The following is a 12,734-nucleotide window of genomic DNA, read 5'->3' as shown; positions in this document are numbered from 1 at the left end:
ATGTTTCAAAAGGTAAGAGTATGGTTGCTATCATGCGACCTTTCGGTGAAATTGTTTCCGCACCTTTTGAAATCAAACACACAGCCAGTGATATCAATTCACTTGTAGAACTCATCAACTCTGTTAAAGGTGAGTCTCGAATCGTGATGGAGCACACAGGACGTTATTATGAAGTCCTCGCCCATCAGCTTTCAGAGGCAAATCTTTTCGTCAGTGCCATTAACCCCAAACTTATCAAGGATTTCGATAATGATTCCCTTCGTAAAGTCAAATCCGATAAAGCTGATGCCGTTAAGATTGCACGATATGCACTTGACAAGTGGCAGAATCTTAAACAGTATAGTGTTATGGATAAATTACGCAATCAGCTTAAAACCATAAACCGTCAGTTCGGCTTTTACATGAAGCACAAGACGGCTATGAAGAATAATCTTATTGGCATCCTTGACCAAACCTATCCTGGTGTTAATACTTACTTTGACAGTCCTGCGCGCAGTGACGGCAGCCAGAAATGGGTTGATTTTGCATCTACATACTGGCATGTGGACTGTGTCCGTAAAATGTCCCTGAATGCCTTTATCGACCATTATCAAAACTGGTGCAAACGTAAGAAGTACAACTTCAGCCAATCCAAAGCTGAGGAAATCTATGGAAAAGCAAAGGAACTTGTTCCTGTACTTCCAAAGGATGCCATTACAAAGCTTATTATCAAGCAGGCTGTAGACCAGCTTAATAGCGCCTCTACAACTGTTGAGTCACTACGCACTCTCATGAATGAAACTGCATCCAAACTCCCGGAATATCCTGTCGTTATGGCTATGAAAGGTGTTGGAACTTCACTTGGTCCTCAGTTGATGGCTGAAATCGGAGATGTTTCCCGTTTCACTCACAAAAGTGCTATTACTGCATTTGCCGGTGTAGATCCTGGTGTTAATGAATCTGGAACCTATGAACAAAAAAGTGTTCCTACCTCAAAACGAGGTTCCGCTGATCTAAGAAAGACTTTATTTCAGGTAATGGATGTCCTAATTAAAACGCATCCTCAAGATGATCCTGTTTATCAGTTCTTAGATAAGAAACGTACTCAAGGCAAGCCTTACTATGTCTATATGACTGCAGGTGCCAACAAGTTTCTAAGAATCTACTACGGACGAGTGAAAGAATACCTTTCATCTCTTCCAGAATCTTAATTATCCACTAATATTTTCAGACCAGCACTGGTGTGGTGGTCTTATTTTGATACCTACCTGTATAAGATTTTCAATGTTCTTCAATTTAGCCTTGACTTTTTATTTGCAGGCTTATAATACCAATTCCATTCGGATATGCTTTTTCAAACTGTGAAAATGTGACTCCAAGACATAACGCAATGATACAAAATACAACTCCTGCCCCTGTCAGGCTTATAATAACTGTCCAGAAAATCTTCCATCCTTTTTTCATCTGCATTCACCTCTCTTTTTCTGAAATGGTATGCGACAAAGATTTACAAATCCACGGAACATCATTGGAATCAGTTTGATGCATCCCCATCCGATCAATACTGTAAATACTGCCCCAAGTGCCAGCAGCAGGCAGCCGACACCAAGCATTCCGATTCCAAGAGCCGGGGAATAAAACAGCTGACCAAATCCGTGAATCCCCAACAGAATCCCTACGGCTGCGGTTGCAACTGCTGCCACCCAGATCGCTATTGCTGATATTGCAAGTACGACCAGAACTCCAAATGCCGCTAAAAGAAGACCAAATGCTGTCGGAACTACAATTGGAAGCCCAATCAAAAGGATACAGATGATCAGAATGATCTTAACGGCACTGGATTTCTTCCGTGGCATTCCTGTCGTCTGACCCGCACCATATCCCTGATTTCCCGCATATGTATATCCCTGATTAGAATTGGTTGTATAAGAATACTGTCTTTCTGAAAATGGATTCCTGTCATTCTGTGACTGTCTTTCTCCATATGTCTCCGAATAGCTTTCTTTATAATAGTCATCTCTTCCTGCCGGGTACTCACTGCTTTCAAAACGCCTGTCCTGATATCCTCGCTCTCCGTACTCTCCATAACTTTCCGCCTCATCGGCATTTCCATTTATCCCGGCACGGATCGTTTCTGCAAGCTTTGCAGGACTTCCCAGCTCTTCGATTACTTTTTCTTCATTCTCACTTCCGGCGTCATCAAAATAATCATTGTAATACTGCATTGCTTCTTCTCTTTCTTCTTTCGAAATTCCATGAAGCAGTGCATCTAATTCCCTCATATACTCTGTACGGCTCATTCAGCTGCACCTCCCTCGAACATCTCTGTAATCTTCCTTGTGTAGTTCTTCCATTCGACTTTATACAAATTAAGCTGTGCCATTCCTTTTTCTGTAACTTTATAGTATCTGCGGTTTCTTCCGTCAAACTGCATATCATAGACCTCCAGACATTCATCTTTCTGAAGTCTTCTCAGTACCGGATACATTGTTGACTCTGATACATTCAGAACTTTCCGAACATCCTGGGTAATCTTATATCCATAGGTTCCTTCCTGCTCCCGCGACACAACAGCAAGCACTATCGCATCAAGGAGGGCAGCTCCGGTGTTAAATACCATATGATTCACATCCTTTTATTGTTTGTTATATTGTTTTGTTAAGCATATTATACGTTATATAATATAGTGAGTCAATATAATATTGTATAAGACTTTCTGAAGATTTCCTAAAGAAATGGGTGGGAGACGGATGGTGGGAGGGAGGTTGTGACAGCTTGCGGATAGAAATAAAGTCCACCGCTTCCCACGGGGCGAAGGCATTCCGATGAGCCTCTGAATGCGAACATTGTGTCAGCAATGGCTTCCACAATGTTTGAGTCTCATCTCCATTGCCCCTCAAGGGAAGTGGTGGACTTTATTTCTATCTGCAAGCCGCTCAAGGTTATCGAATGACCATCCATCCGCTTGGGCGGGCTGCCAGGGCTGATGCTGGGGCGAAATTTGAAGGATTGTGAAAGAGGACGCACAGCGCCTGTAAGGCGACTGTGCTGGGAAATCAAATATTTTAAATATTTGGGTAAAGAAAAAATGTGATTATTATTTGAATGATTAGAATAATAGGGATTCCTAATTTGAATTTCAGGTGGCGGGTTTTATGGTGGTAGTGTTTCATGGCGAGGAGGGCAGCGGGGGAGCCGCCCAGAAGGGCCAGGAGGATGAGGGTTCGTTCGGGGATTCGCCATTTGTTTTGGCGGGCTTTGGTTTTATCGGCGGCGTAGGTGAAGTAGGTGATGATGTTGATCAATAGCAGGTATGCCAGGAGTATTATTTTAATCATTTTTGTAGCCCTCCAGGTGGATTTCTTTGCAAAGGGTGAAGGAGTAGATGATCTGTTCTTTTACTTTTTTCCGGGTGATCTGTTCGAGGGCTTTGGTGTAAAGGCGGAGCTGTTCCTGGTAGCGGTCTTTTAGTTCTGCTTCGGTTTGTACACGGTCGGTTTTATAATCGAGTACGATGATTTCTCCGTCTTCTTCAAAGTAAGCATCAATAATTCCCTGGATCAGTACCATTTCACCCTTTTTCTGATCCGGATAAAATTCTTTTGCATCTACACCGAGAACAAACGGCTGCTCGCGGTAAAGTGTTTTTGCCCTGGCTGCATTTTGCATTCTTTTTCCGACATTCGTATTAAGAAACTCCATAATTTCTTTTTTTTGAATACACCCGGCTGTTCCCGCATCCAGGTATCCTTCGTTTTTCAGATTCTCTATGTTTTCCCGCAGTAAATCCATCGTATATATTTTCGTAAAATCAAGAAGCTCCATTACTTTATGATAAGCTGTTCCTTTTGTTGCTCCTTTTACCTCTTCTTCCTCTTTCATAAAATTCGGAAGGATTGGAACAATCTCCTCTTCCGGAATCAGTATTTCTCCATCTTCTTCTTCCGAAGCTGCCGCATATTTTTTCAGCTCTGACACGGTGTACTTCATTTTCATCTGATCTTCACCCTGATACGGATATCTGTAGGAAAATGCTTCCTCGATTTTTGCCCGAAAACGTTCATCCGTCACAGCCATCGGATGTTCTTCTGCTTCTACTTTTTCAAGGAACACCTCTTTTTCCAGATAATCTGCTGCTTCCTTATCCACTTCACCTTCTACAAGCGTATCAACACCAATCACTTTTAATTCGATTGGAATTTCTTCTGTTTTACGCACTGCCGCCGGAAGGATCCAGTCATAATAAGACGTTGCACGTGCAAGTTTTGTAAAGTCCAGTGTTTCTTTCTGACTGTTTTCCTGTTCCAGCTGACAGGCTTCCAGCTTGTCTGCTGCATGTGGAACCGTTCCGGTAAGAATCAGCTTTTCCTTTGCACGTGTAAGTGCTACATAAAGCACACGAAGCTCCTCACCAAGATTTTCCAGACCGATTTCATTTTGAATAACTTTCTTTAATAGTGTCGGAGATTTGGTTCGCCGCTCCAGATCGATCGCATCGATTCCAAGCCCCAGATCCGGATGGATCACAACGCTTGCCGTGGTATCCTGAATGTTGAACCTCTTTCCCATTCCGGCCACGATCACAACCGGGAATTCCAGTCCTTTACTCTTATGGATACTCATCAGACGAACTGCATCCGTCTGCTCATCGTAAAGCCCGGCTTCCCCAAAGTCTACATTATATTTCTTGAGCTGATCAATATAACGGACAAAATGATACAGTCCCTTATAGCTAGTTGCCTCAAATGCCTTTGCCCTGGTGATCAGCATATCAAGATTCGCGCGCCTTCCTTTTCCTCCTGGCATTGCCGCGATATAATCCCGGTATCCTGTCTTTTTCATGATCTCCCACAGGAGATCATGGATTGCCGTGTACGGTATCCGCTCCCGGAAATAAAAAAGCCATCCAAATACATCGCGCACTTTTTTCAGAATGCCCGCCGGAAGATCTGTCTTTTTTTCCGGATCCGCTGTTTCCAGTACATTCTGATAAAATGGTACTTCTGTATTCAATTCTCTGATCTGTGCCAGTTCCTCATTTGTCATTCTTCCAAACGGAGATTTCAGCACCGCAACGAGTGGGATGTCCTGACGAAAATTGTCAAGTACACGCAGATAGTCCATCATCCATCCAATTTCCAGAGTTTCAAAATACCCATCTGCTGATTCAGCCAGAATCGGTAATCCCTCCTCCTGCAAAATTCGTGTAACAGTATCGGTCCATCCTGCAGGGCTTCTTGTCAGGATTACAATATCCTGATAGCGTACCGGTCGCAACATTCCCGTTTCTTTATCTACAATCTGCTGACTTTCCATCAGCTCTCCGATTCTTTGTGCGATCAGACGGACTTCCAGCTCTTTTGCCGTCTGGCTTCCGCTTCGCACAGAAAGCCCGGTATCCTCTTCCTCACTTTTTGTATCCAGAAGAAGGATTTCTGTCTCATTCTTTTCAGATTCTGGGTAAGAAGCTCCCACATAAAGTGCAGCATTCTCATCGTATGTGATCCTTCCAAGCTCTTCGGTCATGATCTGTCGGAAAATGAAGTTTACCGCATCCAGCACTTCTGCCCGGCTTCGGAAATTTTTGTGCAGATCGATTCGCCTGTTTCCTCCGTCCGTCAGACTGTAGGTATTGAATTTTTCCATGAAAAGCTCCGGCCTTGACAAGCGGAAACGGTAAATACTCTGCTTCACATCTCCTACCATGAAGAGATTATTTTCCCCTCTGCTGATCCGGGATACACTGGTCAGGATCGCCTCCTGGATCAGGTTACTGTCCTGATATTCATCGATCATTACTTCCTCAAATGTATTCTGATACTCCTTTGCCACCTCAGAAGGCACTCTTTTTCCGTTTTCTTTTCTTGTCAGGATCTGCAGAGCAAACTGTTCCATATCCCGGAAATCGATCAGATTTTTTTCTGCCTTCTTAGCTGCAAGTGCCCTCTGGTATTCTTTTACCAGACTGACCAACTCATGCATGACCGGAATACAGATTTTCCGGTCTGCTTCCATCTCAGACGGCGGCTGGAAAAAATAATTGTTTCGAATGTCATCGGTAAGTTTCTTCCAGGTATCCCGATAAGCTCTTACCTGCTCTCTTTTTATCGGATCCACTGCATCATCTTTCTTTCTGGACAGAGTTTTCCATGCCGGCTTTTCTTTCAGTGCCTCATACATTTCTTCATAGCTCTTTGCCACAAAAAGCTTTCTCAGTACTTTCTGATCTGCTTCCAGCATTTCTCCATACATATACGGTCCGTCCGGTTCCATGCAGATCTGATCCGCTTTTTCCATCAGCATCTGCATATCCGCAACTATTCTCCGGATATACTCCATCACCTTTTCAATATAGATGGCATTTTCCCCGCTCTCTTCGTACATCCTTGCACAGCCATCCAGCCACTCCTCCGGGTCCGGATAACTTCCGGCAAATTCATACAGTCTGCTGATGATTTCTTCCACCTGCAGATCTTCCCTTCCGGTTGCAAAAGTCTCCACAAAACGCAGGAAATCCTCGTTTCCTTCTTCATATTTTGCTTCCAGAAGCTCTTTCATCACGTCCTGCTTCAAAAGCTTTAATTCTCCTTCTTCCGCAATACGGAATCCCGGATCCAGATCGATCGTGTGAAAATACTCCCGGATCACAGACAGGCAGAAGCTGTGGATCGTTGTAATCTTTGCTGTATGGATCAGGGCAGACTGCCGCTTCAGATGTTCACTTGACGGATCCTCCTCCAGCTCCTTCTCAATCGCAGCACCGATTCTTTCTTTCATCTCAGCAGCCGCCGCCTCAGTGTAGGTCACGATCAGCATATGGTCGACATCCACCGGATTTGCATCCCTTGTCAGCCTCGCAATAATCCGCTCCACCAGAACAGCAGTTTTCCCGGAACCAGCGGCTGCTGACACCAGAATATTATGATCACGCAGGTCGATCACCTGCTGCTGTTCTTCGGTCCATTTTACTCCCATGTCTGCTTCTCCTCTTCCAGCTTCGCCATAATTTTCTCCATTACAATTTCCTTCGGAAGCTTCTCAAGCTTCCGGTATTCATATCCTTCGATCTGCTCATCAAATCCGCAGATATCCCGGTATGGGCAATACGTACAGCCATTTTGTATACCCATCTCATACGGCAGTGCCTCCGCCTTTCCGCGGTACATTGCTCCCTGAAGATCAGTCCGTCTTTTCTGTGCATAAGTCAGCACTGCATCAAACTCTTCCGGCAGGAGCATTTTGGATGCTTTAGAATAGCCGCTTTTCGTCTTTCCTGCCGGAATCACAAGCGAATTCCCCGAAAAATCCGCATCCAGTCTCTGAATCACGGCATCCTCCTGACGGATGATTCCATCCAGCCGAAGCTCCTTTAAAATTGCCTCTTCCAGTTTTTCTTCATCCAGCTCTTTCCCGACGATCGGATCCTTCATCCGATAGTAGAAAATGCCTGCCGGCACAATCTTTTTACCCGGATGTTTTCTTTCCTCCAGCCGGACTGCTTCTTCCATATACACCACCAGTTGCATCTGCAGACCATGATAAAAAGCTGCCATATCAAAACTCTTTGCCCCGGTTTTATAATCCAGGATCTTCACATAGACCTGATCTTCCGTCTCACATGTATCGATCCTGTCAATCTTTCCGCTTCCAAAGCTTACCTCATAGCCCTCCGGTTTAAAGCTTCCCTTCCGAAGCTGCTTTGTCATCGCCCAGACCGTCCGGTTCATCATACGTTTCATACGTGGCACGATATACGCGTTCCGCGCACTGCTGTAGATTACGGTGTTGCTGTAATCTACGATACTCTCATCCACGCTTTCCGACGCAAACTGTTCCTGCTGCTCCTTTGTAACCTCAGTCCATTCCAGACCGTCCCGTTCTACCCGTCGGGCATATTTTTCCAGTGCTTTATGAAAAATATTTCCAAAATCAAGAGCAGCAAATTCATAGACCTCTCTCTCCTTAAGGCGAAGTCCATAGGTCAGAAAATGCGCACAGGCACAGGCAGCAAATTTCTCCAGTCTTGAAATGCTTGGTGCCCAGTCTCCATAAAGCTTCCGTGCGGTCTGCAAAGTCAGATTGTCCTCCGGCCTGCGGTATCTGCTGATCCTTGCCAGATCGTGCACCTTTTCGCTCCAGTCCTCCTGCGCACAATACCAACGGTACAGCTCCTGCCAGCTGCCTTCCTCCATCTTTTTCGGGTTCTGTAATCCTTCGATCAATGACCCGATCCCGGTCTGTGGAAGCATTTCTTTTGTCTCCATCCCATACTGATCCATATTAAATACAGGAAGCTTTGTATACATCCGCTTCAGATCCCCGATCAGATATGCCGCCCTCCTGCTCTTTCCATCGGCCGATACTTTACTATAGGTCAGCATCAATTCTTCCGTCGGCTTTGTCATGTGCAGATACAGATAAAATTTCTGGATGTAACTTTTTTCTCTTGTTCCCGGTGCAAGCGCAATTCCTCTTTCTTCAAAACGCTCCCGGTCTCTGTCTGAAATCAGTCCACCTGCGGATGCATTTCCCGGAATCAGAGAGTCATTGACTCCCAGAAGGATCAGCGCCCGGATATCTTTCAGTCTCGTTCGCTCAATATCTCCTGCCATCACTTCATCCAGACTTGGCGGAATTACACCGATCCTTGCCTCTTCCATTCCGGCATCCAGAAGCTCCCTGTACTCTTTGAGCGCAATCCGCTCATCTCCAAGAAGACTTACAAACTTGTCAAACAGCTCCATCACCACACGATAGATCTGTGCATATTCTTTTGCAAGTGCAAACTCTCCTGCTTCTGTAAATTGATTCTCCAATACTTTTACCTGCTTCTGGATTTCTTCTTTTTCCAGAAATTCACAGATTGCAAGCGTCACATCCCGCACTGTCTTCTGACGCTGCTTTAAGACAAACACCAGATCTTCTGTTTTTTCCACAAAGCATACCCGGAGATGATTCAGTACCTCCAACTCTTCCTCGGTCGTATCCTTCGCTCTGCGGATCCATTTTTCCTGCCATTTTTTGTAACCACGGATGCCCAGCGCAAGTACATAATTTTCCAGAAGATCCAATTCCTCACCGGTAAATCCGACCAGATCCATTCTTAAGAAACGGAACACACTTTCTGCAGAAAAATTCTGTTCTGCCATCGCAAGAAGACTCCGGATATACTCCACAAAAGAATTTAAAAGTACATTCCGCTTATAATCCATGAAAACCGGAATCTCATACTCCCGGAAAGTCTTCTCGATCTCATCCGCATAGAGATTCATGTCACTTGCGATCACCGCGATCTCCCGGTAACGATATTCTTTCTTACGAATTAAAAAACGTATCCTCTGGGCAGCGCATTCTACTTCCATCCTGGGATTTGCCGCTGCATAAACCCGCACATTTGACTGCTTTTCCCTGTAAGTCCTGCCACTGTAACGGAACAGTTCCTTCTCCAGAAATGCAAGTGCCGGCGCATTTCTAAAACGCCAGACCGGCTCCTGGTACAGACAGACCGGCTCTTCGACCAGCACCTTTTCCTCCCCTGCAATCTTCACAAGAGACGTCACCATCTGCTTACTCAGCGCAAACAGCTGATACTTGTCTTTCATCACGTAAGGATCTTCCCTCTTATCCATCGTGACAGTAATCATCACCTTCTGACAATGATGCAGCATTTCCCCCAGCACCTTGTTCTGAAGCGGCGTAAATCCAGTAAACCCATCCAGCGCGATCACACTGTCCTTCAGCATTCTCGATTTGTCCATTACATTGCAGAGAATGTCCAGAATTTCTTCTTTTGTAATATATTTATCTGCAAGATATTCTTCAAATGCCTGATACATCACCTGAATATCCTTCAATTTCCAGGCAAGATACGAAGACTCATCTGCCTCCGTGATCATATCATCCATGCCATCCGGGGAAATGTTGTACTGCGTCAGCTCGGAAATAACGGATTTCACCTCACTGATGTAACCTGGCTTTTTGATATTTCCTTTTAAAACCTTTAGCGAATCTTCTTTTTTCCCCGCGAGTCGCCTGAGGATCAGATTCTTTCCTTCATCATCCAGAATCTCCCTGCTTCCATTCCCTGTTTCTTCCAGAACACGAAAAGCAAGACGTGCAAAACTCAGCACGTCTATGTTCATAATTCCATGTCTCGGATGCCGCAGGACCAGTTCCTTCTGCGTCTGCATCGTGAACTGTTCCGGCACCAGAATAATATAATTAGTATCAGGATGTTTCATTGATTCCCGAATGATATGTTCATATAGATAATGTGACTTGCCCGAACCCGGATTTCCAAAAATAAACTGTAAAGCCATCTGTTATACCCTCCCGTCAAGCTCTTTCGGCACGTATGCAGATACATGGATTCCATCTTCTTTGTATTCTTCCTCCAGCAGTTCTCCATACTTCCGGATGAGCTGGATTTTCCCGGATTCCTGATAGGAATAAACTCGTTCGATATAAATTTTCTGCTCCCGCAGGATCTCTTCTATTGCCTGAAGAAGCGCCTCCAGACCTTCTCCGGTCTTTGCAGACACCTGTACGATCCGGTCTGCCTTAAAGTCCCGTACCGTCAGGCTTTCCCCGATTCTGTCCATCTTATTAAATGCCGTGACCACCGGTTTGTCCATTGCCTCCAGACGCTGCAGTGTCTCATACACCACATACATCTGCTCGTCCATCTGTGGATTGGATGCATCGACTACATGCAGGATCAGATCCGCATACTTCGCTTCTTCCAACGTACTTTTAAATGCATCGATCAGATGATGAGGCAGCTTCCGGATAAAGCCTACCGTATCTGTCAGAAGAATCTCCTGTCCGCTTGGCAGCTTCCGGCTTCTTGTCGTCGGATCAAGAGTTGCAAAAAGCTGATCCTCCTGCAGCACACCGGCTCCGGTCAGTGTGTTGAGAAGCGTGGACTTTCCGGCATTGGTATAACCGACAATTGCCACAACAGGGATCCGGTTCTTCGTCCGCTGTTCACGTGTCAGTTCCCGGTGTCTCTTCACCTCCCTGAGTTCACGGTTCAGCTGTGCGATCCGGTTCTTGATGAGTCTCCGGTCCATCTCCAGCTTCTTTTCTCCCGGTCCTCTGGTTCCGATTCCGCCTCCCAGACGTGACATCGCCCTTCCTGCCCCGGTAAGCTGTGACTGCCGGTACTTAAGCTGTGCCAGTTCTACCTGGATCTTTCCTTCACTTGTAGAAGCCCGTCCTGCAAAAATATCCAGAATGACCATCGTCCGGTCCATTACCTTCACATCCAGAATATCCGTCAGATTGTTCATCTGTGCCGGAGACAGCTCATCATCACAGACGATCCCGGTTGCGTCAAGCTCCCACAAAAGCTCCCGGATCTCCTCAATCTTGCCTTTTCCGACATAAGTTCCCGGATGGACAAGCTCTCTTTTCTGGATTACCCGTCCGACCGCTTCCGCACCTGCCGTCTTCACCAGATCCTTTAACTCATCCAGAGAATCTTCCGTGTCATCGTTCTCCCTTGTACTGACACCGACCAGAATTACCCTTTCCTTTTCTTCTTTTATTTCATAAAGTGCCATATTATTCTCCCCTGCCAGATTTCTTTCCGTCCCGGATCAGATCTGCTCATCCGATCCGCTCTACTGCTGATCTCCTTCCGAAATCTGTGTATTTAAAAATTCCTGCTCTTTCAGCGCTTTTTTGTCATCTGGATTTGCTTTCAGATAACTGTCCAGCTTCTCTTTTGCAGACTGGTAATCCCCTGCTTTTTCATACGCAACTACCAGATTATATGCCATTTCTTTTAGCAGCTCTTTTCCTGCGCCTGAAAGCTCCTGCCCATTTTCGAAATAATACACTGCCTTTTCCGGTTTATCCAGTTCCAGATCGCAGATTCCCAGAATATTATAAAGAGTTGCTGTCTCTTCCGTTCCATTCTTCAATGCTTTTTCCAACGCCTTCTCTGCCTTTTCATACTTTTTCTGTTCCCAGTAGCAGAGTCCGAGTCCGCGATAAGCCTCTCCCAGATTCTTCTTTTTGTCTACCGCATCCTGGAATTCCACCTCTGCATTTTTATAGTCTTTTTCTTCCAGATACTTCGTTCCTTTTTTTACAGAACCAGCACATCCCGTCACTGTCATACAAAGTGCTACAAGGATCCCTATGATTACCTTTTTCTTTCTTCCTGCTGTCACTGTTATCGTTTCCTTCCTTCTATATTGATATATCATCTGTTATTCCAGAATATGCTCCATTCCCTGGTTCATGATGGTCTGGATATGATCATCAGCAAGGGAATAGAACACCGTTTTTCCTTCCCGTCTGTTCTTCACAAGCTTCATCTGCTTGAGCATCCGGAGCTGATGGGAAATCGCGGACTGCGTCATTCCAAGAACTTCCGCCAGATCACAAACACACATCTCAGACTGAAAAAGAACACATAAAATCCGGATCCGCGTGGTATCTGCAAATACCTTGAAAAAATCAGCAAGATCCTTCAAAACCTCTTCATCCGGTATATGCCCCTCTGCCTTATGTACAAGTTCTTCGTGTATACAAAATGTATCACAACATTCTACTTCTGTCTTTTTCATAGTTACCCCTTTCATATGAACAAGTATTCATATATCTATTATGCCAAATGATCTCTTTACGGTCAACTGTTTCCATTGATTCCGGCATGCAAAGTAAAAAAGAAGTTACTGTTCACTCCCCAATGTCATGATGCCAGGGTCAAAAGCCCCAAAATAGAACCTTGAAAATTTAATATT

Annotated in this window: 10 protein-coding genes; 1 reads left to right on the top strand and 9 read right to left on the bottom strand. The window is 45.1% G+C overall.

Annotation, left to right across the window (positions count from 1 at the left end):
* The coding region (locus PGU50_RS17400) for an IS110 family transposase (RefSeq protein WP_270247595.1) at positions 1-1,190 on the top strand (1,190 nt) is incomplete at its 5' end.
* Positions 1,191-1,275: 85 nt separating this feature from the next.
* Here PGU50_RS17400 and PGU50_RS17395 read toward each other — a convergent pair.
* The 9 genes from PGU50_RS17395 to PGU50_RS17355 form a co-directional block, all read right to left on the bottom strand.
* A complete protein-coding gene (locus PGU50_RS17395) occupies positions 1,276-1,443 on the bottom strand; it encodes a hypothetical protein (RefSeq protein ID WP_270247593.1) in 168 nt (55 codons plus the stop codon).
* Positions 1,440-2,279, bottom strand: a complete 840-nt coding sequence (locus PGU50_RS17390) for a DUF1700 domain-containing protein (protein WP_270247592.1) — start codon at positions 2,277-2,279, stop codon at positions 1,440-1,442. The genes PGU50_RS17395 and PGU50_RS17390 overlap by 4 nt, the downstream gene beginning before the upstream one ends.
* Positions 2,276-2,599 carry a PadR family transcriptional regulator gene (locus PGU50_RS17385; protein WP_117557754.1) on the bottom strand — a complete coding sequence of 108 codons (324 nt, stop codon included), beginning with the start codon at positions 2,597-2,599 and terminating at the stop codon, positions 2,276-2,278. Before PGU50_RS17385 ends, PGU50_RS17390 begins: the two co-directional genes overlap by 4 nt.
* Positions 2,600-3,044: 445 nt before the next feature.
* Positions 3,045-3,317, bottom strand: coding sequence for a DUF1294 domain-containing protein (locus tag PGU50_RS17380; protein ID WP_117557752.1), 273 nt, complete (start codon positions 3,315-3,317; stop codon positions 3,045-3,047).
* Complete coding sequence (gene addA, locus PGU50_RS17375) at positions 3,310-6,954, bottom strand: helicase-exonuclease AddAB subunit AddA (protein WP_270247591.1); 3,645 nt, start codon at positions 6,952-6,954, stop codon at positions 3,310-3,312. Before addA ends, PGU50_RS17380 begins: the two co-directional genes overlap by 8 nt.
* Entirely contained in the window at positions 6,945-10,298 is a 3,354-nt protein-coding gene (locus PGU50_RS17370) for a PD-(D/E)XK nuclease family protein (RefSeq protein WP_270247589.1), read from the bottom strand. The genes addA and PGU50_RS17370 overlap by 10 nt, the downstream gene beginning before the upstream one ends.
* A gap of 3 nt (positions 10,299-10,301) precedes the next feature.
* On the bottom strand, positions 10,302-11,543 hold the full coding sequence (gene hflX / locus PGU50_RS17365) for a GTPase HflX (protein WP_022220997.1): 1,242 nt from the start codon (positions 11,541-11,543) through the stop codon (positions 10,302-10,304).
* Between the two features lie 60 nt (positions 11,544-11,603).
* On the bottom strand, positions 11,604-12,158 hold the full coding sequence (locus PGU50_RS17360) for a tetratricopeptide repeat protein (RefSeq protein ID WP_049938179.1): 555 nt from the start codon (positions 12,156-12,158) through the stop codon (positions 11,604-11,606).
* 39 nt (positions 12,159-12,197) lie between these two features.
* Positions 12,198-12,557 carry an ArsR/SmtB family transcription factor gene (locus PGU50_RS17355; RefSeq protein ID WP_022220999.1) on the bottom strand — a complete coding sequence of 120 codons (360 nt, stop codon included), beginning with the start codon at positions 12,555-12,557 and terminating at the stop codon, positions 12,198-12,200.
* Positions 12,558-12,734 lie beyond the last annotated feature (177 nt).

This window comes from Coprococcus sp. AM11-30B, assembly GCF_027674365.1.
In the GTDB taxonomy this organism is placed as follows: Bacteria; Bacillota; Clostridia; order Lachnospirales; family Lachnospiraceae; genus Allocoprococcus; species Allocoprococcus comes.
The sequence above is the reverse complement of the archived record's forward strand: the minus strand, read 5'-3'. Positions and strand labels throughout refer to the sequence as shown.